This window comes from Lewinella sp. 4G2, assembly GCF_001625015.1.
Classification (GTDB): Bacteria; Bacteroidota; Bacteroidia; order Chitinophagales; family Saprospiraceae; genus Neolewinella.
This window is the reverse complement of record NZ_LVWJ02000014.1, coordinates 666,126-688,719: the sequence shown is the minus strand read 5'-3', so window position 1 is coordinate 688,719 and position 22,594 is coordinate 666,126. Positions and strand designations below refer to the sequence as shown.

The 22,594-nt window shown below is 57.4% G+C and carries 18 protein-coding genes and 1 other RNA gene; 9 read left to right on the top strand and 10 right to left on the bottom strand.

Features of this window, described 5'->3' with window-relative positions:
* Positions 1-298 precede the first annotated feature (298 nt).
* The 3 genes from A3850_RS04280 (at position 299) to A3850_RS04270 (ending at position 4,762) form a co-directional block, all read left to right on the top strand.
* The gene (locus A3850_RS04280; RefSeq protein ID WP_068214552.1) at positions 299-2,578 is read left to right on the top strand and encodes an FdhF/YdeP family oxidoreductase; all 2,280 of its coding nucleotides are present in this window, start codon (positions 299-301) and stop codon (positions 2,576-2,578) included.
* A gap of 83 nt (positions 2,579-2,661) precedes the next feature.
* Positions 2,662-3,783 (top strand): hypothetical protein, encoded by a 1,122-nt coding sequence (locus tag A3850_RS20300; RefSeq protein WP_068214549.1) that lies wholly within the window; start codon positions 2,662-2,664, stop codon positions 3,781-3,783.
* 52 nt (positions 3,784-3,835) lie between these two features.
* Positions 3,836-4,762 (top strand): lipid A-modifier LpxR family protein, encoded by a 927-nt coding sequence (locus A3850_RS04270; RefSeq protein WP_068214547.1) that lies wholly within the window; start codon positions 3,836-3,838, stop codon positions 4,760-4,762.
* Between the two features lie 35 nt (positions 4,763-4,797).
* On the opposite strand, the gene ppgK is transcribed toward A3850_RS04270, so the two are convergent.
* The 5 genes from ppgK to rnpB all read right to left on the bottom strand — a co-directional run bounded on the left by ppgK (position 4,798) and on the right by rnpB (position 8,313).
* A complete protein-coding gene (ppgK, locus tag A3850_RS04265) occupies positions 4,798-5,562 on the bottom strand; it encodes a polyphosphate--glucose phosphotransferase (protein ID WP_068214545.1) in 765 nt (254 codons plus the stop codon).
* Positions 5,563-5,749: 187 nt separating this feature from the next.
* Positions 5,750-6,628, bottom strand: coding sequence for a peptidylprolyl isomerase (locus A3850_RS04260; protein ID WP_068214539.1), 879 nt, complete (start codon positions 6,626-6,628; stop codon positions 5,750-5,752).
* Between the two features lie 119 nt (positions 6,629-6,747).
* Positions 6,748-7,380: a peptidylprolyl isomerase gene (locus A3850_RS04255; protein ID WP_068214538.1), complete on the bottom strand. Its 633-nt coding sequence runs from the start codon at positions 7,378-7,380 to the stop codon at positions 6,748-6,750.
* Positions 7,381-7,444: 64 nt separating this feature from the next.
* Positions 7,445-7,807 carry a hypothetical protein gene (locus A3850_RS04250; protein ID WP_068214536.1) on the bottom strand — a complete coding sequence of 121 codons (363 nt, stop codon included), beginning with the start codon at positions 7,805-7,807 and terminating at the stop codon, positions 7,445-7,447.
* 89 nt (positions 7,808-7,896) lie between these two features.
* Positions 7,897-8,313, bottom strand: an RNA gene (rnpB, locus tag A3850_RS04245) — RNase P RNA component class A.
* Between the two features lie 113 nt (positions 8,314-8,426).
* On the opposite strand from rnpB, the gene A3850_RS20100 reads away from it, so the two are divergent.
* The 4 genes from A3850_RS20100 (at position 8,427) to A3850_RS04225 (ending at position 11,212) form a co-directional block, all read left to right on the top strand.
* A complete protein-coding gene (locus tag A3850_RS20100) occupies positions 8,427-8,660 on the top strand; it encodes a hypothetical protein (protein WP_068214534.1) in 234 nt (77 codons plus the stop codon).
* Positions 8,653-8,913, top strand: coding sequence for a type II toxin-antitoxin system RelE/ParE family toxin (locus A3850_RS20095; protein ID WP_068214533.1), 261 nt, complete (start codon positions 8,653-8,655; stop codon positions 8,911-8,913). Before A3850_RS20100 ends, A3850_RS20095 begins: the two co-directional genes overlap by 8 nt.
* A 9-nt stretch (positions 8,914-8,922) precedes the next feature.
* Positions 8,923-10,404, top strand: coding sequence for a 1-hydroxycarotenoid 3,4-desaturase CrtD (gene crtD / locus A3850_RS04230; protein ID WP_068214532.1), 1,482 nt, complete (start codon positions 8,923-8,925; stop codon positions 10,402-10,404).
* 94 nt (positions 10,405-10,498) lie between these two features.
* Positions 10,499-11,212, top strand: coding sequence for an OmpA family protein (locus A3850_RS04225; RefSeq protein ID WP_068214531.1), 714 nt, complete (start codon positions 10,499-10,501; stop codon positions 11,210-11,212).
* 71 nt (positions 11,213-11,283) lie between these two features.
* On the opposite strand, the gene gatA is transcribed toward A3850_RS04225, so the two are convergent.
* Both gatA and A3850_RS04215 read right to left on the bottom strand, forming a co-directional pair.
* Positions 11,284-12,693: an Asp-tRNA(Asn)/Glu-tRNA(Gln) amidotransferase subunit GatA gene (gene gatA, locus A3850_RS04220; protein ID WP_068214530.1), complete on the bottom strand. Its 1,410-nt coding sequence runs from the start codon at positions 12,691-12,693 to the stop codon at positions 11,284-11,286.
* A gap of 257 nt (positions 12,694-12,950) precedes the next feature.
* Complete coding sequence (locus tag A3850_RS04215) at positions 12,951-14,276, bottom strand: MATE family efflux transporter (RefSeq protein WP_068214529.1); 1,326 nt, start codon at positions 14,274-14,276, stop codon at positions 12,951-12,953.
* 149 nt (positions 14,277-14,425) lie between these two features.
* Here A3850_RS04215 and A3850_RS04210 point away from each other — a divergent pair, with 149 nt between their 5' ends.
* Both A3850_RS04210 and A3850_RS04205 read left to right on the top strand, forming a co-directional pair.
* Complete coding sequence (locus tag A3850_RS04210) at positions 14,426-15,010, top strand: hypothetical protein (protein ID WP_068214527.1); 585 nt, start codon at positions 14,426-14,428, stop codon at positions 15,008-15,010.
* A gap of 97 nt (positions 15,011-15,107) precedes the next feature.
* Entirely contained in the window at positions 15,108-15,842 is a 735-nt protein-coding gene (locus tag A3850_RS04205) for a metal ABC transporter ATP-binding protein (protein WP_068214525.1), read from the top strand.
* 55 nt (positions 15,843-15,897) lie between these two features.
* Here the strand turns inward: A3850_RS04205 and A3850_RS04200 are convergent, their stop codons facing one another.
* The 3 genes from A3850_RS04200 to A3850_RS04190 form a co-directional block, all read right to left on the bottom strand.
* The gene (locus A3850_RS04200; protein WP_068214523.1) at positions 15,898-19,962 is read right to left on the bottom strand and encodes a tetratricopeptide repeat protein; all 4,065 of its coding nucleotides are present in this window, start codon (positions 19,960-19,962) and stop codon (positions 15,898-15,900) included.
* 640 nt (positions 19,963-20,602) lie between these two features.
* The gene (locus A3850_RS04195) at positions 20,603-21,379 is read right to left on the bottom strand and encodes a hypothetical protein (RefSeq protein ID WP_068214521.1); all 777 of its coding nucleotides are present in this window, start codon (positions 21,377-21,379) and stop codon (positions 20,603-20,605) included.
* 154 nt (positions 21,380-21,533) lie between these two features.
* Positions 21,534-22,535, bottom strand: coding sequence for a beta-ketoacyl-ACP synthase III (locus tag A3850_RS04190; protein ID WP_068214516.1), 1,002 nt, complete (start codon positions 22,533-22,535; stop codon positions 21,534-21,536).
* Positions 22,536-22,594: the final 59 nt, after the last annotated feature.

Sequence of the window (22,594 nt, the reverse complement as noted above, 5' to 3'; positions counted from 1 at the left end):
AGTTTGCCGGTGGCGACTGGTGGCGAAATAGGGGGTGGGGATGGTTAAGGGAGCAGGGTTTATCGACGAATGCCCACGTTTCTCCTATGGGTGATCGTACTATCGCTTTATTCATCGATGGAGACCAGGTCAAAGCTTCGTAGGTGCCTTTGCGTGGAGATGATCGTTTCGGGCCCTAGGTTAGGTTCCCCCACCAAACCCCGCACCCGCGTCAGCGCCAAATTGGGGTCGTCGAAATATGGAGTCCCAACAATTACCTCCTAACGTACCTTACAACACCAGCCACCACCCCCCACCCATGAACGAACTAACCCCCGAACGCCTCCACGACCTCAAACTCAAGAAGCGATCAAAGTACGCCGCCGGCATCCCCGGCGTCGGCGCCTCCCTGGAGCACATCAAGGAATACACCCACCTCAAGGAAGGCATGCAGGCCCTCCTGAAACTTAACCAGAAGGGCGGCTACGATTGCCCCAGTTGCGCCTGGCCCGATCCGGACGGCAACCGCAGCCCCATCGCCGAATACTGCGAGAACGGGGCGAAGGCCGTCGCCGAAGAAGCGACGTCGCGGCGGGCCGATCCGGCTTGGTTTGCCCAACATTCCATCGACGAGATAGGGGCCATGACCGACTTCGAACTCGGCAAATCCGGCCGCATCACCGAGCCGATGTACCTGGCGCCGGGGGCCAGCCACTACGCGCCCATCAGTTGGGACGAAGCCTTCGGGGTGGTCGCCAAAGAACTCAATGCGCTCGCTTCGCCCGACGAGGCCATCTTCTACACCAGCGGCCGGGCCAGCAACGAGGCGGCCTTTTTGTACCAACTGTTCGTGCGGCAGTACGGGACGAACAACATGCCCGATTGCTCCAACATGTGCCACGAAAGTACCGGGACGGCGCTGTCGCAGGTGCTGGGTTTGGGAAAGGGAACCGTGACCCTGCAGGACCTCCACGAGGCCGACCTCATTCTCCTGATCGGCCAAAACCCGGGGACGAACCACCCCCGCATGCTCTCCGCCCTCAAAACCTGTAAGGATAACGGCGGGCGCATCATTTCCGTCAATCCACTACCGGAAACCGGGCTGATGAAGTTCGTCGATCCCCAGGATCCCCTCAATATCCTGGCCCGCGGTACGAAGCTGTCGGACGTCTTCCTGCAGGTGCGGATCAACGAGGACATGAGCCTCGTCCGCGCCATCTGCAAAATTCTGTACGATGAGGAGCAAGAGGCACCTGGCAGCATCTTCGACCGGGAATTCATCGAGCAACACACCTCCGGCTACGCCGCCTGGGAAACCATGATCGCCGCCACCGACGTGGAGGCCTGCATCGCCGCCGCGGGGGTAGAGCCCCAGCTGGTCTACGAAGCCGCCGGCCTGATCGCCGCCTCCAAAAAAATCGTCCTCTGCTACGCCATGGGCCTGACGCAGCACGAGAATAGCGTGGACATCATCAAGGAAATGGTCAACCTCCTCCTCTGCAAAGGGGCGATGGGGAAACCGGGCGCCGGCATCTGCCCCGTCCGCGGCCACTCCAACGTGCAGGGCGACCGGACCGTCGGCGTCTGGGAAAAACTCAAGCCGGAACTGGGCGAAGCGCTGCGGAATTACTTCAATTTCGAGCCACCCACCGAGGAGGGCTACGACACCGTCAACAGCATCAAGGCCATGCACGCGGGGAAGGCGAAAGTGTTCGTCAGCCTCGGAGGTAACTGGCTCTCCGCCACGCCCGATACCTTATTCGTGGCTGAAGGCCTGCGCCAGTGTAACCTCACCGTTCACATTTGTACCAAGCCGAACCGGAGCCACGTCGTCCACGGAAAACAGTCCCTCCTGTTACCCTGCCTGGGCCGGACGGAGATCGACCTCCGCGAAGCCGGCGAGCAGTTTGTCAGCTGTGAGAACTCGATGGGCGTCGTCCAGATGAGCAAGGGTGTCCTCGAACCCCGCAGCAGTGAGCTTCGCAGCGAGCCGGCCATCATCGCCGGCATGGCCGCCGCCACCCTCGGCGACCGTACCACGGTAGACTGGGCGGAGATGGTTCGCGACTACGACAACATCCGCGATGCCATCGCCGCCTGCGTCACCGGCTTCGAACGCTACAACGAACGGGTACGGGAGCCCGCCGGATTCTACTTGCCAAACGGCCCCCGCAATCGCCGCTTCGATACCTCCGACGGTAAAGCCCAGTTCTCTACGCCCACGTTAAGCCACCACGATCTGACGGGTGATGAATTCCTGATGATGACCGTCCGCAGCCACGACCAGTATAACACGACCATCTACGGTTTGCAGGACCGCTACCGGGGCATCCACAACGAGCGCCGGGTCGTGATGATGAACGAAGCCGACATCGCCGAGCGCGGCCTCACCTCCGGACAACGGGTGGATTTGACGAGTACCTACGACGGGGAAGTCCGCCGCGTCAATCTCTTTCAGATCGTGCCCTACAGCATTCCTCGCGGCAATATTTGTACCTACTTCCCGGAAACGAACCCACTGGTACCCATTACGCGGACGGCTCGGGGCAGCAATACGCCGATCAGTAAGTCGGTGCGGGTGCGGGTCATTCCCCGGTAAATTCCCGGGGTTTGTAGGTCGGCTTAACCAATCGTTACCAAAAATTACTTTCTGGTGGTGGAGCCTTGACCGATCTTCCGTCAATGTTTCGCCACTGTCTCTTACTGTTCAGTTTGCTGCTCCTCGCCGGTTGCGCGGCGGATCTGCCCCCCGGTGCCCAGCGGATCACGTTAGACCAGGAGATCAGCGCATCCCGTGCCGTCACCTACCAGGTGTATTACGGCCTGGTCGATACCGCCGCCTGGGAGGCCACCGTTGCCGCCGCCGATACGACCATCCGCCGCGATAACTTCTGGAAGTTCCGCAGCAACCGCATCTGGTATGAGATCAGCGTGGATGCCGACAGCACCCTCCGGTCCGAGCAGCACTACCCGGGCTGGGAGCGAATGATCGACAGCGTGGAGGTCACCAACAACGTCATCTACTCCAATCGTTGGCAACGACTGACGGCAAGAATCCCTGCGGCGGACGTCCTCCTCGGCCCTGACTCCGTACGGATCGCCGTCGCGCAAATCACCGGCAAGGCCTTCGCTTGGCAAAACTTCGAACTGAAGGAGCCCGACTACCTCATCCTTTTCCCACCGGGGGAGGACAGCGTCCCCATCAGCCTCAACCTGAGTAACATCGGGCCGATCTCCTCCCAGACGATCTTCCGCGTCGGCCGCCAACAGTACGCCCTGACCTACGTTTCCGACGACCGGCGGGAGATCGTCATCGAGCCCTACCGGGGTGGCCCCGTCGCCAACCTCACGGCGGAATTGGACCCCATCTACCGCGCCGCCCCGGCCCTGGATTCCGACCGGGAGCCGACCCGCATCAAACGGCGGGACGGGAAAGAACTCGTGCTCTTCTTCACGGGCACCCACCCTGGCAGCACGGAGATCCTGCAGAAACTAGACAGTGCTTACCTGGCGCTTCCGGCCGCCCGGCGGGAGAAGACCGACGTAGCCATCGTGATCCGCAATTTCTTCTTCTCCGGCAGCACCGAAACATTGCTGAGTACCGACGATAAATTTCTCCGGGATCTGAATGTCAGCCTGCCCGTCTACATCTCCGACGATCGCACTTGCGAGCGCCTCGTCTGCCGGCCCTATCTTCCGTACTATATTCACGTCAACGACCGCGGCCGGCTCACTACCCTGTGGGGCAAACCCGATAATCTCGGTAAGAGCTGGTTCCCGAATGACGCCGCGGCAACAAAGTGAACGTCAGCCTCTCTGGCTGGTTTATGAGTCGTATCCTCTCCATCTAGGCACCATGTTTTACCGATTGTTCTTCCTGCTTTTCCTGGTAGCTACGCCCATTTGGGCGCTGGCGCAGGTGCCAATAAATGGGGATGAACCGGGCGGCGCACCGGGTGACGTAGCGGGCTTCCAAATTTGGTCCGCCAATGATATGTACTACATTCCGCTAAAGACGGATAAGTACTACTCCGCCGGGATGGGCGCCATCTACACCCGGTACCAAAACAAGGAAAGGAAAGGTGAGCGCGTAAGGGCCGAACGCGGCTGGGGTATCCGCCAGGATATCTTCACCCCCCGTAACATCGAAAACCCCAGCCTATTGCTGCGGGACCGCCCCTTCGCCAGCTACAGCGTATTGGAGCACCACCGGGCGACGGAATTGAGCCAAGGCTGGTCCCTCCGCCAACGCTATTCGGTGGGCGTGCTCGGGAAATACTCCGGTGGCGCCGAAGCGCAGAACGCCGTCCACCGCATGGTAAACTTCGCCGAGGAATTGGACGGGTGGAAGAATCAGGTCGAATCCGATCTCGTCCTGAACTACCGCCTCCAACTCACTAAGCGCATGTCGTTAAGCGATCGGTTCTGGCTCCTGGCGAGTGGCGCTGCGCAAGTAGGAACGCTGCACACGGACGCGGGTCTACGTTTTGGTGGCCATTTTTCCATCGTGGACCATTCCCCCACGAAATACCTGAAGTTCTCCGCTACGGGGGAAGCCAGGTACGTCGCCTACAACGCTACGCTCACCGGTGGCCTCCTCAACCGGGACGATCGGTACCGGGGCGTCGTCCAAACCCAACGGTGGGTACGCCGCACGGAAGCTAAGTTTGAAGCTCGGTACAACTGGCTCGGAGGGCAAGTGGGGATCAATTACCTCAGCAAGGAATTCAGGGATGGGGGCAACCACGTGTTTGTTGTCGCCGGTCTGGGCGTCTACTGGTAAGGCGAAGGCCGTACCCACGAATCACTTCGTTGATCTTACTTATTCACCTTTAAGCCGGCGTAGAGTGCCGCGCCAATCGTTCCCGCCGTATTCATCAGTTTGGCGGGCTTGACGTCCGCGTACGCCTTGAGGTACTTTTGGTACTCGAGGAAGTGCTTGCTGGCGCCGCCTCCGAGAATGATCAGGTCCGGATTGAAGATTCCATCTACGTGGCTCAAGACCTTGTTGAATTTCTTGCCGAATTCCTTCCAACCCATGTCGTTATCGCGCCGGACCTTATTGCTGATGAACTTCTCCGCGATGACCTTCTGGTTGCGTAGGAAGATCTGTCCGATTTCCAGATTGGGCATCAATTCACCGTCTACGAAGAGGGCGCCACCCAAACCGGTACCGATGGTGATCATGAGGACGGTTCCGTCCTCCATAAAAGGTTGGCCGATCCCGAAGCGCATGGAAGCGATCCCGGCGGCATCCGCATCGTTGAGGGCGAAGAACCTGTTGCCCGTTGCGGCGGCGAAGATCTGCTCGATGTTCGTTCCGATCCAGGCATCGTCAATATTCGCCGCTGAGGCAGCCGTGCCCCGGCGTACTACGGCTGGGAAACCCACCCCGACGGCGCCTTCGTATTCGAAGTGGTCGACGAGTTTCTTCACGACCTTGGCCATATCCTTCGGCTTACCTCCGGATGGCGTATCGAAGCGGTGGCGCTCGGTGAGCATTTTGCCATTTACAACGTCCACCAAACCACCCTTGATTCCGGTAGCGCCTACATCAATTCCTAGGATTACGTTCTGCTGCATATCTATTTTCTGTACGTGAGTGCCGGGCGCTTGGTGAGCGCGAAGATATAAATTGCAACACTGCCCACCCGAATGTATTTCGGATGGAAAATCCGGCGACCGAATCCAACCTATGCTCCGACCAAAAACAGCGCGGGCGAGCCAAATCGCTTCGGCCCGCCCGCGGGTAAATATTGCTGACCCGTTACTACCGGATCATCGAGATCTTCATCGTGACGTCCTCCTTCGGCCGGTCACCGGCGCCCGTCTGTACCGCGGCGATCTTATCAACTACGTCGAGGCCTTCAATGACCATCCCAAAAACGGTGTAACCCTGGTCTAAGAATGGAACGCCACCCCGCTCGAGGTAGGCTGCACGAATGTCGCTTGGGTAGCGGACACCGGTTGCGCCTTCCTGGCGGTTCAGATCCGCATCGGTTACCGGCTTACCGGAAGCAATGTAAAACTGGGAGCCACTGGACCGCTTGGCGGGGTTGTTCGTCCGGGCCGCCGCGAGGGCACCCTTGACGTGGGCGAGCGAGTCCACAAATTCCGCATCGATCTGGTAACCGGGGCCACCGGAGCCAAGGCGGGCGTTGGGGCCGGCGTCCTTACTCTGTGGGTCTCCGCCCTGTAGCATGAAGCCATCGATAACGCGGTGGAATAGGAGGCCATCGTAGAAATTCTCCTCCACGAGTTTTACGAAGTTATCCTGGTGCTTGGGGGTAGCATCGGATAGGCGGGCAATCATTTCGCCCAGGGGCGTTTCGATCCGGATCAGACATTCTTTGGGTGCGCTCACGACTAAATTTTGGGTGATTGTTTTGGTTTTACCCTTCTCGTTGGTGGCGGCCAGCGTCACCATGAAGTTGCCACTTTTGTAGTAGCGGTGGGTAGGGTTAGCTTCCGTGCTGGTGGTGCCATCACCGAAGTCCCAGGCGTAAGACACTGCCTCTTCACTATTGTTGGCGAACTCCACGTAGTCCAGCGCCTTTGCCGATCGCGTCGGAATGGTGAACGCCGGCTTGGGAGCAGAACAGTAGGTGAATAGAAAGGAGATCAGAAGCAGGGGGAGAAATCTTTTCACGGGTATATTTTTCAGAAGTTGCGCCGGTAACCAACGGCTACGGCTGAACCTGGAACTTGTTAATTGAGGGGCGTAAGGGAGAGACTCTCCGTCAAACCGGAAGAATTCTCAAAGGTGTCCTACTTAAAGGTGACGCTTTCCATCACAACGTCTTCATTCGGGCGCGCCTGGCCGTCGGTAGCCATGGCGGAGATCTTGTCGACAACGTCCATCCCACTGACGACCTCACCAAATACGGTGTAGTCCATATCCAGATCGGGGCGGCCACCAATGGTGGTGTACGCTTCCCGCTGCTCCGGGCTGTAGGTGATATTCTTGATCGTTTGGAATTGATCGAGGGTAGCGGGGCTCTGCTTCTGCCCCGTCACGATGTAGAATTGAGATCCGGAAGAAGCCTTGGCGGGGTTATTCGTCCGGGCCGCCGCGAGCGCACCCCGGATGTGGGGGGAGCCGAGTTCCGCATCAATGGTGTAACCGGGGCCGCCACCACCGAGGGGTTGGCCGGGCCGGGCCGTCTTACTGTTAGGGTCACCACCCTGTACCATGAAGTTGGGGATGACGCGGTGGAACAACATGCCGTCGTAGTACCCTTCCGCCACCAGCTTCCTGAAGTTATCCCGGTGCTTCGGCCTCTCGTCGAACAGTCGGACCTCAATGTCACCCAGATTCGTCTTGATGAGGATGTTTTCGGAGCCACTTTCACAGCCAGTGAAGAAGGCCGCGAAGAGTAAGAGGAAGAGTAGTTTACGCATGGTCAGTATCAGTTTTAACGGGGACAAAGGTAAGACGGGGGGACCTTTTATAAAGTCGGTTCATTTACCCCAGCAACCCTTCCTCTTCCTCCAGTTCGTTGAAGTAGGTCACGATGTGTTGCTTGAGGGTCGCCTCCTGTTCCGCCAAACTGCTGGGTGGAATCTTGGAGATGAGCTTGTAGTGGGGCCAACCATCATCGTCTCGCCCCACGAACTCGTAGTGCCCGTCGTAGCTCATCAGCCGGCAGACGGCAATGTGCATCAAATCCTGCTTCTCTTCTTTTTCAAAGCTCTGTTGCCACCGGCCCAGCTCCTGCACCCCGATGAGGAATAACAGCGCATTCATATCCGGCAGTGCCGGCCGGTCAAACTTCTCCTTGATGAGGTGGCGAACGCGTTGAAACTCGAAGTCGGCTTCCCAATTCATAAGCAGTCTGTAGTCTATAGTCTATAGTCTGTAGCATTCCAGATTACTGCAGACTATAGACTACAGACTATAGACTACAGACTAAAAAAAGCGCCCCCGCCCCGATAAGCCGGGTTCTGTCGTCCCCCCCTGCGAAGGAGGAGAGCCCCACCATTTATCTAGGCCGCCAGTTGCCCGACGGCTCGATCTACCTACCCGTATTGCACCCGAACGAGTCGGGACCGCCGGAGCCGACGGTAGGCCGGAGCCAACAACACTGCGTGGTATTTCAACCCACGGGGTTTACCCACCAACCACGTTACCGCGGCCGGCCGTGCGCTCTTACCGCACGTTTTCACCCTTACCTCCGCGGCCTAGGTAGTCCTTGGAGGCGGTATAGCTTTCTGTGGCACTTTCCGTAGCCTTCGGATTCCTCCTCGGCCCCCGGCCGTTAGCCGGCGTGGTGCCCTATGTTGCCCGGACTTTCCTCTTGCCAACGAGCAGCAAGCGGTGGGGTAGGGCGGGGTCGCTTGGGTGGAAACGTACTACGTTTTGAAAGGTTGATGGCAGTTTCTTCGGGGAGCCGGCTTTACAACTAAGTACCTAACTTACCGTTAGTTGAGGACGAAAATTGAATGCCATGCCTTATTCGGAAAGAGACAACATTGACGGAGTTACTTACATCTGCGATGCGGAGGGCTACCGAACCTCGGTAGTTTTCGACATTGAAAAGCATCGTGACCTTTTGGAGGACATACTCGATGCGTTGGAGGCGCGTGCCATACTTGCTGACGGAGAGCCCACTATTTCCTGGAATGAATTTTTGGAGGAATCGAAGAACCGACAGCAGGAGAAAGCTGAACAGGATGTATAGTATTGAGCTTAAACCATCCGCTAGAAAAGCACTTAATAAAATTGCTGATAAACAGCGGAAGCGGTTAGAATCAGCTATCGATAAACTGCAGGAAGATCCAAAACCACATGGAAGCATAAAATTATCAGGGAACAGTGATTTGTATCGCATCCGAGTAGGAAAGTTTCGGGTGATTTATAGTATCGAAAATGACGTTCTGGTAATCACTATTGTCAAAGTCAGCGATCGTAAAGACGCATATAAAAAGAAATAACCCCGGCCCATGCACACCACCATCATCGGAGCCGGGATCGCCGGCCTCGCCGCCGCCGTCCGCCTCGCCGTTGCCGGCCACGAGGTCGACGTCTACGAACGCAGCGCCGGGCCCGGCGGCAAACTTTCCCAATTTTCACTCGGCGAGTACCGCTTCGATTTTGGCCCGTCCCTGTTCACGATGCCCCAGTACGTGGACGAGCTCTTCGAACTGGCCGGCGAGGACCCCAAAGACCACTTCGAGTACGTCCGCTTACCCAACGTTTGCCACTACTGGTGGCGGGATGGAACCACCTTCGTTGCCCCTTCCGATACCGAACAATTGGCCGAGCGGGCCGCGGAAACCTTCGGGGTGGACGCCCAGCGCATCCGCGACTTCATGGCTGCTGCCGCGCACAAATACGAGACCACCGGCCGCACCTTCCTCGAAAAATCGCTCCATAAATCGGAGACCTGGCTCGACTGGGGCGTCGCAGGGGCCATGCTCAAAATTCCCGGGCTGGATCTGTTCAAAAGCATGAACGCCGTCCACGAGCGCGATCTCGGCCACCCCAAACTCGTCCAACTCTTCAACCGCTTCGCCACCTACAACGGCTCCAATCCCTACAAAGCGCCGGGGCTGCTCTCCATGATTCCCCACTTCGAGCACCACTTCGGCGCTTACCTGCCCAAAGGGGGCATGTTCGACATCAGCCAGCGCATCTACGAACTCGGCAAACGGCTCGGGGTGCGCTACCATTTCAACACGCCCGTTACGCAGATTAGGCGCTCACGCGGGTGCGTAGTCGGGATCGAGACGCACCAAGGACCGGTCGCCACGGACGCCGCCATCTGCAATATGGACGTGTGGCTCGCCTACGATAAGTTGTTAACCGGGGCCAAAAAGCCAAAGCGGACCCTCAGTCAACAGAAATCCACCAGCGCCGTGATCTTCTACTGGGGCGTGGACCGCACCTTCGGCGAACTCGGGGTCCACAACATCTTCTTCGCGGACGACTACAAAAAGGAATTCGACGAGCTAGAAGCGGGCCGCCTGGCGGACGACGTTACCATCTACGTCAACGTCAGCAGCAAGATCGTTACCAAGGATGCACCTGCCGGCGGAGAGAACTGGTTCGTCATGGTCAATGCGCCGGCCGATACCGGTCAGGATTGGTCGTCCTGGGTGGAGGGTCTGCGTCAGCGGGTCCTTACGCGGCTCAACCAACAGTTGCTCGCACCCGCGGCAGCGCCAGAAAATACCTTGGAAAACCACATCGTGGAAGAGCGGATCGTCACCCCACCCGAAATTGAAAGCCTGACGGGAAGCCACCAGGGAGCGCTGTACGGAACGAGCTCGAATAACACCATGGCGGCCTTTCTGCGCCACAAGAACTTTAGTAGTGACGTGGATGGCCTCTACTTCCTGGGTGGCTCCGTGCACCCGGGTGGGGGCGTACCCTTGTGCCTCCTCTCGGCCAAGATCACCGCGGAATTAGTGGGTGAAGATTAACGTTTTGGGAGGCTGACCGTAACAAACAAGTGGACTTAAGCGAGGGTTTGGGGCTAATGAATTCCTGTTCAATAGTGCATTAAAACCAACCAACGTGAAAGCAGTAAACTACATTTTCATCCTCCTACTCTGTGCTGCCCTGTTTGCCGCTACGGGCTGTAATACCTCCCGCACCGCCAAGGGAGCCGTTATCGGTGGAACGACCGGCGGCGTGATCGGCGGTGCCATCGGCAAGAAGGGCGGAGACGGTAAGAAGGGCGTCGTCATCGGCAGCGTGATCGGCGGAACGGCCGGCGCCATCGTGGGCCGCTACATGGATAAGCAAGCCCAGGAGATCCAGGAAGAAGTGCCCGGCGCCGTCGTAGAAACCACCACCACCGTAGACCCGGAAACGGGCGAAACCGTCACGGAATCCATCAACGTCACCTTCGGCGGCGGGGTCCTCTTCGAATTTAATTCCACGGCCCTGACGGCCAACAGCCGCGCCGAACTCGACCGCATGGCCAAGATCATGAACCGTTACCCGGATACGGACATCACCATCGACGGGCATACGGACAGCAAAGGATCGGAAGCCTACAACCTGGAACTCAGCCAAAAAAGAGCCGCCGCGGTGGCTGATTATCTCGCCCAAGATGGCATCGCCCGCCGCCGCATGATCACCCAGGGCTTCGGGGAAACCCGCCCCGTCGCCACGAACGAAACCGATGCCGGCCGCGCTCAGAATCGTCGTGTCGTGCTCGGCATCAAGGGTACTGAGGCACTTACTCGGAAAGCGAAGGAGGGAACGCTCTCCGTACCGGAGTAGCGAGTAGCGAGTTGCAAGTAACGAGTTGCAAGTGGTGATACTCGCAACTCGCTACTTGATACTTGCAACTCCTAAAGTCCCTTCACAAACCGCAGCAACTTATTCTCCTCCCACTGGTCCGCCATCAATTGGAAGCCTACGGGGAGGTGACCGGCCGTGCCGGCGGGGATGGCGATGGCGGGGAGACCAGCGAGGTTGGCCAGGACGGTATAGACATCCGCCAGGTAATTGGCCACCGGGTCGTCCACCCGTTCCCCGACTGGCCAGGGTAGGCTGGGGCTAACGGGCATGAGGATGAAGTCGTGCGCATCGAGGATGCCCTGTAATTGGTCGCGAATCAGGCGGCGGGCTTTTTGGGCCTTGCCGTAATAAGCATCGTAGTATCCACTGCTGAGGACGAAGGTGCCGAGGAGGATTCGCCGCTGTACTTCGGCGCCGAAGCCTTCGGTACGGGAGCGGGTGTAGGTTTCCTGGAGGTCCTCCGCGTCCGGGCTACGGTGGCCGTAGCGCATCCCGTCGAACCGGCTGAGGTTGCTGCTGGCCTCGGCGGTGGTGAGGACATAATAGGTGGGGACGACGTAATCGAAGTAGGAGAACTTGGCGGGAATGAGCGTGTGACCCAGCCCCTTCAGCTTGTCGATCGTTGCCTGCATGCTTTCCTTCACGGCATCGTCGAGGGCATCACTCTCGAGCAGTTCGGCGAAGTAGACAATGCTCTGGGGCTCCCGGTCGGGGGCCGCCTTCGCGTAGGGGAGGACGGGCTTATTGGGGGCCGTGGAGTCTTTGGTGTCCGCGCCGGCGGTCACCTCCAACAGCAGAGAAATATCCTGCACGTTGTGCGCCAGGAAACCAATGGAATCAAAACTGGACCCGTAAGCGATGAGGCCGTGGCGGCTGATCCGCCCGTAAGTAGGTTTGAAACCGTAGACGCCGCAAAAGGAAGCAGGTTGGCGGACCGACCCTCCGGTACTGGACCCGACTGCGACGAGGCAGGTCCCCGCCTGCACGGAAACGGCCGCCCCACCGGAACTGCCACCGGGTACGCGGGCGACGTCCGCTGCGTTACGGGTGGGCCCGTAATGGCTGTTTTCGTTGCCGGAGCCCATGGCGAACTCATCGCAATTGGTGCGGCCGATGATGATGGCGTCCTCCTCGAGCAGCCGTTGAATGGCCGTTGCGTTGTAGGGGCTGACGAAGTTCTCTAACATGGCCGATCCGGCGCTCACCCCGTGCCCCTGGTAACAGAGCACATCCTTGATACTGACGACGACCCCGGCTAATTTCCCCAGCTTGGCACCCTGCGTCAGCGCCTCATCCTGGCGGGCTGCTTCGCGGAGCGCTTCGTCGCCGAAAACCTCCACGTAGATGTTCAGGTAGCGCTGGTCCTCAATCGCGGCGAGGTAAGCTTTGACGATCTCGACGGTGGATGTCCGGCCCGCAGCGATGGCCTCCCGGGTAGCCTGAATGGAAGTTGGTAGCATGGGGGCAAAAGTAGGCTTTACTAAACTACTCTCAGGCTCTCCAAGCGGCCAGATTGGCGTTAAAGACCGGGCGCTTGATGAACCATATCGCCAGCGCTGCGCTTGTGGCGCAATGGCCGGTTCAAGCGCATTAGAATCTTATCCCGGTGAAAAAAATCTCAGGTTCTCCAAGCGGACTCCAGTCCGAGCGCAGCGACAACTGGAGGTTCTTGGATCGGCCGGGTTGATAGCAAATCAGAGTTGCCAGACCCACCAGCTCAAAAACCAACCCGCCCACTCCGCAACCACCAGGCCTGCACCACCGCCCGCAATACCATGAAGAACAGCAGGCTCCCCCACAAACCCCAGTTGCCCAAGTGCTGCCCCACCAGGCAGTAACTCGCCAGGTATCCAGCGAAGGCCAGTAGCATGGTTTGGCGCATGGCCGTAGAGGCGGTAAGGCCAATGTAAATGCCATCCAGTAAGTAGCACGGCGTGGCGAGTAGACAGAAGGCGACCAGCAGTGGCAAATAGGTAAGCGCAGCGGCGAGGGTATCCGCGGAGGTGGATTCGGGGGCGAATAATTGTAATAAATGCTCCTGGCCAAATCCGTAGATCACGGCGTACAGGGCGGCCAGGCCCATCCCCCAGGCGAATATCTTTTTGGTGGCGACGATCAGTTGCGGACGGTCGTTGGCACCGTGGTATTTGCCCACTAAACTCTCGGCGGCGAAGGCAAAACCGTCCACGCCGTAGCTCAGCCAGTTGACGAGTTGGAGCAGGATGACGTTCCCGGCAACAACGGCCGTGCCGACGTCCAGCGCATTGGCCCGGTTGTAGAAGAAGGCGAAACTGAGCGTGAGGCAGAGGGTCCGAATGAAGATGTCCCGGTTGATCTTCAGGAAGGCAGCGAGGCCTTCGGTGAGGGCACCCGCCCGTTGGGTGATTTCTTTCCCTAACCGTTTTACCTCCGCCCGGACCTTGCGTAGTTCCAGGAACAGCAGGACGAACGCAAGAGCAAGCCCGAGGTACTGTGCGCCGACCGTGCCCCAGGCCACACCGGCTATCCCCCAGCCGAGGGTGGTGACGAAGTAGGTACTCAAGCCAATGTTGGCACCATTGACGAAGAAGGTGAGCAACAATGGGTACAGCGCATTCTGCCGCCCGAAGAACCACCCGAAGAGGACCATTTGTAACAGCGCCGCCGGGGCCGCGAAGATGCGGATGTAGAAGTAAGTGTCGACTAACTCGGATTGGTCCGGCCGGATGTTGAGTAGCCAGGCCGTTAACTCCGCCAGGGGATACTGCAGTAAGACCAGGGCCGTAGAGAAGAGTACGGCCAGCAGCAAACTGCGTTTGAGGAGGGTCTGCTGTTCCCGGTGGTCCTCCCGCCCGTAGGCTTGTGCGGTGAGCCCCGTGGTGCTCATCCGCAGAAAACCGAAGTTCCAGTACACGAAGTTGAAGGCCATACTTCCCAACCCAACCGCCGCAATGTGGGTGCCACTCAGGTTGCCCATCAACGCGGTGTCGTAGCTCGAAAGCAGGGGCACGCTGAGGTTCGAAAGAATGTTGGGGATGGCGAGCTTGAGGATTTCGCGGTTCACCCGGGTGAAGGTAATGGGTTTGGGGAGAGGACAACTACCATCCACCACCTTCACACAATGCCAACAAACTTTAAGAACAACTTATCAACCAGCGCTTTTACCTGACTGTCTTTACTCCGAACTTTGGAACCAACGAAAAAACACGAATTATGAAAACCCTTCGCCTTCCTTTCTTCCTGCTTCTAAGCCTCGCCGTATTGTCCTTCACCGGCTGTGACGATGACGAAGATTCCATTGTTGTAGAAACCCTGAATTACGACGATCGTAACGATACCGCACCTTCCATTGATGCGGGTATGTTCGCCGCTTTCTTCCCCGCTGATCTGGTAGATGACTTTGCCGGCCGGCAGCTAAGTGAAGTGGAGGTTTTTCTGGCCGATATCCCACCTTCCACCAAGGTATTTATCTACGCTGAAGGTGATAACGAACGCGAACCCGGCGGCGTTCTTTACGAATCACCGGACCTGACGCAAAGGGTAAATGTAGCTGGCGCCTTTTTCGAGCACCGCCTCACCACTCCGTTGACACTGGGTAACCAGGGTATCTGGATCGCCATTGAAACGGGAATTGAGCGCGGAAACCGCCAGGTATCAGTTGGCTGTGACGCCGGCCTTCGCTTTAACCCTAACGGCGACCGAGTCCGCATCGGGAACGAATGGACCAGCCTAAGTGAATTAACGGGTAATGCCGAAAGGATTAACTGGAACATCCGTGGCGTGATCGCCCCCGAATAAAGTCGAGGCTACGTGCGTAGTCAGTCTGAAACCATTAAATCCGCCGGCGCTACCTTAGCGTCGGCGGATTTTTCTTTCCGCCCAAACCCCTGATCCCGTGGCCACCGCTATTTCCGTTGCCGACCTCTCCGTTTCCTACGACCGCAAACGCGTGTTGAGCAACATTTTCCTGGAGATCGAGGAAGGCCATCGCTACGGCATCTTGGGGCCAAACGGCTCCGGTAAGTCGACCTTGCTGAAGTCCATGCTGGGCCTGATCGATGACTATACCGGTAGGGTGGAAATTCTGGGAAAGGACGTGGCCGACGTCCGCCGCCGGGTCGTCTACGTACCACAGCGGAGTGAGATTGACTTCACCTTCCCCACTACGGTGCGGGACGTTGTTCTGATGGGTAGGTATCCCCACAAGCGGGTCTTCCAACGGCTCAACGAAGCGGATCGTAAGCTGGCCGAGGAAGCAATGCGAGAGTTGGGCATCCTGGACCTCCAACACCGACAAATCGGAGAACTATCCGGTGGCCAGCAGCAGCGGACCTTCCTGGCCCGGGCCCTCGCGCAACAGGCGGATATTCTGTTTCTGGATGAGCCCTTCGTTGGGGTGGACATTCCCACGGAGGAGAAGATCATTGAAGTGCTGCGCCGCCTTTCGGCGGCGGGGAAGACGCTGATGATCGTTCACCACGACTTACAGGCGGTGCCGGATTACTTTGATCACGTGATCCTCCTTAACCAACGCCTGATTGGCTACGGGAAGACGGAAGAGGTATTTACGCCAGAGTTGCTCCGCCGGGCATTCGGGGGTCAATTGGCCATGTTGCAGCAAATCGATTAAGTTAATTGTTGATTACAGTGCCGCACGGAGTTTTGCGGGTGCACACCCTTTAAAATTATCTCTCCAATTCCCTGCGGAGATCCTCCTTATTCTTGCGGAAGATGAACTTTGGGGTGGTCGCGTAAAGCATCTCGTACAAGTTCAGGGCGTTGTTGCCGGATTCCTTATCCAGGCCTCCACTCAGGCGGTAAAGGATCAGGTAGCATTCGGCGCGGATGTCCTCTTCAAGTTCCGGCCTGGCGAGTAATTCGCGGATCATCTCGCAACTCTCCCCGAATTTTTGGGGGTCAATGGCGGTGAGGGAGCGCGCTTCCAGCAATCGGGTTACGTGCAGTAAGTCGGGGTTGCCCAGTTCCTTGGCGATCGCCCTGGTCTCAGTCACCAATTCCTCGAGTTCGCCCAATTGGTTGCTGGCCAGTAGTACCCGCCCTTTTTCCTCGAGGGAGGAGACCAGCACGAGCTTGTTGTTCGTATTCCGGGCTACCTCGATGGCCTGGTCGTAATACATAACGGAGATGTCGTACTGCTTTTGCAGGAAGTAGATATCGCCGAGGGTATTGACTGCCTTGGCGATGCCCTTGCGGTATCCCAGTTCCCGGCAGATGGCCAGAGAATGATCCAGGTGCTGGATCGCCACGGTGAAATTACCCATGACGGAATTGATATCACCAATGAGACCTTCGGTTACGGCGATGCCTTGCAGATCGCCTAACTCGTTGCAGATCAGGAGATCCTTGGTGAAAAGATCCACGGCTTCTTCGTAGTTCCCTTCTTTTTCGTAGACGCTGCCGAGGCTACCAAAGCCGATGGCCTGTAATCTTTTGATACCAAGCTCGCGGGCCAATTCGAGACCAGCGTAGTGGTTCTCTTTCGCCTTGTCGTAGTTCCCGCTCTCAAAGTAGATGATCCCGAGGTTGGTGTACAGGTTGGCCAAGCCCATGTTGTCCTGGTTGGCTTGGTGGAGGGGGATTTGATTCTCAATGATACCGATCCCCTCCCCGAAATTGCCCAGGTTCATGTGGGTAAGCCCGAGGTGACTGATGGTCTCGGCCGAACTGGAGATACCCGCCTGGCTAAAACCCTGGTCGAGCGACTGGTTGTAGTGCTTGAGTGCCTCCTGGTAATTGGCCGTCCGGAAGTAGAGGTTGCCCATGCTCGTGTAAGCCTTGGCGATACCCAAGATATCGTCCACCGATTCAAAAAGGCTGGCGGCAATCTTAAGGTAGTCCATCGCTTTTTCGTACTCCCCCTTAAAGGTGAAAAGCCGGCCCAGGTGATTGTTGGCGCGGCCGAGGAGAACGATGTCCCGGCTGCTTTTCGCGATCCGCTGTGCCTCGGTGTAGGTCCGCTCGGCTTCGTCCCACCGCCCGACGATCTCCAGCACCTTACCCTGGTTGAGGTGGGTGTTGACGGTCAGTTCGTAGTTCGGCGAGTTGGTGAATTTCTCAATTAAGCGAGCGTATAGATCCAGGGCCTGTTGGTTCTGGTAGTTGGACCGGGCGTAGTTAGCCGCCTTGCCGAGGTATTCAATAGTTTTTTCCTTGTTGCCGGCGTGCTCGTAGTGAAAGGCGAGATCCACGAACCGTTCCTCCAGCGAATCTTGGTACAACCGTTCAATGACGTTGGCGATCTGGTGGTGCAGTTGCTGCAGCCGCGTGGTGAGCTGCATGCTGTACACGGCCTCCCGCAGCAGGCTGTGGCGGAAGATGTAGCGGAGCTCGCTCATCGCGCTCCAGATCTGCCCCCGCTCGGCGATGCTGATCTGTTCGCGGAGCAGTTCCGCCAACTCCTCGTCGGAGTCCAGGCCGGTTTCCTCCCGCAGGACTTCCGTCAGGACCGGAAGGTCGAATTCCCGGCCGATTACCGCGGCGGCCTTTACGGTTTCCCGAACCATGTCCGATAAGCGGTCAATCCTTGCCGTAAGGATGGACGAGATACTGGAGGAGAGTTTGATGCTTTCGTCCGTCAAGTTCAGGACGCCCTGATCGTCGGTGGACAGCAATTCATTCTCGCGGAAATACTCCAGCACCTGCTCGAGGTAAAAGGGGTTGCTGTTGGTAGTCCGCAGCAGGGTGGCCAGGGTTTCATCCGCAATGGGTGCGCCGAGGGTGGCCTCGGCCATATTTCTAACGGCTTCTTCGGAAAGAGCCGTGAGCTCTACCCTCAGGGAACCGACACTGGCGGCCCGCTCCGTTTCCCCCTCTTTGAGGTGGGAGTAATTCCCGTTGTCATCCGCCCGGGAGGTGGCAACGATCAGGATAGGAAGGTTCGTGGACTGGCGGATCAACCGCTGGATAACGGTGTGGCTATCCTCGTCCATCCAGTGAATATCCTCTAACTCCAGCACGGTGGGTGCCAGAATGGCTTCGGCACGTAATAAGTTGACGAGAGCAGCGATAGTGTTCTGGTACCTGCCCTGGGCGTTGAGCTGCGTCCACAAACTATGGGGGAGGGGAATACCGATCTGGGCGGCGAGTACACTCTGCGTGCGATCCAGTTCCTCCAGTATGCCGGGCGCTAAATCCGAATTTGCGTTCCGTAAGCCCTGGCGGATCTGGTTGAGCCGGAATTGAAAGCGCCGCTGGTTTTGGGCAGCTCCTAGCTCCTGGCTTTGCCGGAACATCCGGTGTAGGAGGTAGATGAAGGAGTTGAAGGGCTTGCGTAAAATCTGATCCGACGACGCCAGTAGCCAATTCACCGGTTCCCTATCGTTGAGTTGGCGGCGGACCTCAAAGGTCAGTCGGCTCTTACCGATGCCGGCTTCCCCGAGCACGTAGGCTACGCCAGCCATCTTGCCGGCGAAAATGGGTTGAGCGAATGCCAATAACTGCTGGATCTCCGCCTCCCGGCCCACCAGGCGGTTGCCGTAGTTGGGTTTGCCGAGTGCTTGCTTCCGGCCTTGCAAAGAGAAGGTGGGGACGGGTTCAGCGATGCCCTTGTAACTGGTGTTCCCCTTCAATTTGTAGCGGAAGTGGGGAGTATTCCCTAGTTCATCGTCCACGAGGATGTCCTGCCAATCGGCCGCACTCATGATGCGGGCGGCGAGGTTGACGCGGTTGCCCACGCAAGCGTACTGGGCCCTTTCCTTCCCACCAACGATACCGGTGAAGGCGGTGCCAACCGTCATTCCAATCCGGAACCGGAAGTTCGTCTCCAGGGTATCCCGCAACTCTTCTAACTCCGTCCGTACCGTCAGGGCAAACTCGAGGGCGCGGACGGTAATGTTTTCGTAGGATACCGGCGCACCAAAGAAGATGACCATGACGGAACCCTTGTCCCCAAAGTCGACCTCCTTAAAGTAGCCACCAAAATCACTGACCTGCTTAAGGACGGCCGCGGCAAAACGGTCGAGTTGCTGGTGGGTATGGATAGCCTCAAAGGAGAGAAACACGGAGACCACTGTCCGAAACTCTCCCGCCTGATCGTAGCGGACAACCTCCGCCGGCAGGAAGGATCCGGCCACGTCCGTACTCACTTCCGGAAGGGTGAGTGGGTGCATGAAAAGCGTGGTGTCCAACTCAAAACTGAACTCTCCCACTACGCGGAAGAAGCCGGTAGAAATTTCTTGGGTGATCACTTCCTGACCTTCCAGCAGTGCATTCATTTTATCCGAAAGGACAACGCCGCCCTCCTCGGCTTTGCTTTGCGCGGTGGTAGCAGCTTTAATTGCTGGGCCCCGAAAGTAAAAGGCTTTCAGGTCATCACCCACAATTCCGAAACTCACCTTCTCGGCGGCGACGCCTGCCTTGATGCCAATGCGGTACTTGCCCCCAAAGATGTTTTTGCGGCTCGAAAAGATGCTACGGACTTCATCCGTTAATTGCAAGATCTGCTGAGCGTGGATCCGGCTAAGTTGGAGGGGGAAGACCGCCGTAAACGCATCCCCGGCGAAGTAAGGGATGATCCCGCCGTGCGCGTACACGAGTGATACCAGTGGCTCGAATACCTCATTCAGGATCTTGGATAGATTTTCCGCTCCGCTGACGCCCTCCTTCATGAGTTCCTCCGTTAGCGGGGTGAAACCGGACAGATCCACGTTCAGCGTAAAGGCTTCGATCTCACCGGAGAGGTGGCCGTCGAGTAAGCGCTGCTGAATAAATGGTGGGATCAATGGTTGCATACGGGAAAACTACCCGCTACGATGGCGGGGGAATAGGCAAAATAGGAGCGCAAACGGTGCTGGGTCTTACGCAGAATAAAGGTACACCTATTCAAACGCGCGAGCTACCCAAACAGAACGGCCTTCCATTCAGATTGAATGGAAGGCCGTATGGATTGTAATTCAAGGATGCATTCCGCAATGCAAGTGAAAACGCTGAACCTATTTAGAAGCGACGTGAACCATCGATAAGTGCGGAGGACAAACTAAAACTACCGCCAATTACACAGGCGACGAGAAGAATGTAGAGCATTGTCATAAAGTGAAAAGTTAAGGGAGCTGAAGTAGAAATATTTCCGGTAATACTGTTCTCTTGGCTAATGCATACTCATTGGAAAGTCCAAATAACGTAAATGCCAGTGGCTTAACCAATTACTCACCCAGATTTTCGACGACTGCGCCCGTAATTCAAGCATATCGATGGTGGAACACGAAATTCCGATTTTCATACTCCATTTTTTGGCCTCCCAGCAAATAGACTACTACGCTGTGCACTTACGGAGAAAGGAAACTGGTAAGCAGCTACGTGAGCATCCAAGCTCCTTACCCGTACAGAATGCGGACGCCACTTTACTAGCCTTTGTATAAGAGAACTGCCCGACTACTTCTGCGCTCCCCGAGACAGAGGGAAGTCAACCACGGAGACCAATTTTTCCGGGTGGGGTGGGACACCGGCTTCCGGTGTACCCCGGTATACACTGATCGTGCTCACGTCTTCCAGAATCGGAATGAGCGAATGGCGGGAACTATCAGTGATGGGATCGATACCGTGATTGCTATCCTTTCCATTAAGTTGCAAGAAGTAATACTCATCCTGCTGCAAGCTATCCAGGTGGGAGAGATCCAGAAAGGTCACCTGGTCGTCCGCGAGAAAATGGACGAGCACGTCGCCGTTGGCCGAAGCTATCGTTTGGGTGTGAAGACTATCCCAAACGATGGCCTTACCCCGGAGGGCTTCCAATTTTTTCCGGTTGCTGGCCTCGTCCTGAGCGTGGAGGGCTTGCTCCCGCGCCACTTCCAGGCGGAAGTTCTGGTTCTCCCGGAACAGATAGCCAGTGGTGAACAACAGCAGGAGGCAAACCGCGCTCAGGGCCATTCGCCAGATACTGAGGTGGTGGTTCCGCCGCGTCATGGCGGTGATCATCTCGTGGTCGAGATCCTGAAAATCTCTCAGGGAACGCATCGATCGGGCGGGTTGCTCCGTAAATCCCTGTTCGTTGAGGTAGGTGGACATCTTGGACCGCAATTCCGCCAGATCCTCCACCATGGTAGGGTCTTCCTGCAGTTGCTTTTCGACGTACTCCGCCTGCTCCTGGTCGGTGAGGCCAAGCAGGTATTTTTCGAGCAGTTCTTTACGGTCGATGTTGTCCCGATTCATTACCAGGGGGTATCCTAGCGGCTAGCCGCTAAAGGGATCGTTTAGTTCTGGTAGCGAAACGGCGGAATACTGTTGGTGTTCAGTGCTGAGCGCTGGATTATCTACAAGTGTATGATAACGGATGGGGCGCTGTTTTAGACCATAATGTACTCCATTAAGCCTGGCCATCGTAGGCCCACTTCAGGTAAAGCGCACCCCAAGTAAATCCACCGCCAAAGGCCGTGAGTACCAGGTTATCACCTTTCTTCAACTGATTCTCGTAGTCCCACAGACAGAGGGGCAGGGTGCCCGCCGTCGTGTTGCCGTACTTCTGGATGTTGACCATCACCTTCTCCATTGGCAGGTCGGCCATCCGGGAAATGGCTTGGATGATGCGGATGTTGGCCTGGTGGGGGACGAGCCAATCCAGGTTCTCCGCCGTCAGGTTATTGCGGCCCATTACTTCGCCGACCATGCTGGTCATGCCCGATACGGCCGCTTTGAATACGGGGGCACCGTTTTGGCGCACGAAGTGTTCCCGGGCCATGACGGAATCCACCGTGGCCGGTTTCCGGCTCCCTCCCGCAACTAAATAGAGGTATTTCTCCCCGCTGCCGTCACCCCGGTGCTCGTAGTCCAACACCCCAAGACCGTCGTGATTCGGTTCCAATAGCACCGCACCCGCGCCATCGCCAAAAATGACGCAAGTCGTGCGGTCGGTGTAGTCGACGATGGAGGACATCTTATCCGCACCCACCACAATTACCTTCTTGTGCGTACCGCCTTCGACCATCTTGGCGCCAACGGAGAGCGCGTAGAGAAAGCCGCTGCAGGCTGCGTTGATGTCAAAGCCAAAGGCGTTTACACAGCCCGTGTGGTAGGCCGCCGTATTGGCCGTGTCCGGGAAGATCGAATCACCCGTAACGGTGGCGCAAATGATCAGTTCTACGTCCTCGGGCTTCGTGCCCGTCTTCTCCAACAGGCCCTCGATGGCGGGGATGACCATCTTCGAGGTACCCATCTCTTCACCCTTCAGAATCCGCCGCTCCTTGATGCCTGTGCGCGTCGTGATCCACTCGTCGTTCGTGTCTACGATGGTGGCCAACTCTGCGTTCGTCAGGATGTAATCGGGTAGATAGCCGTGGACGCCCGTGATGGCTGCGGTCAGTTTAGACATAGAAATTTTCGGTTAGGGCGCGCAAGATACAGCCACGGGGCATAGGACGGAGGGGGAAT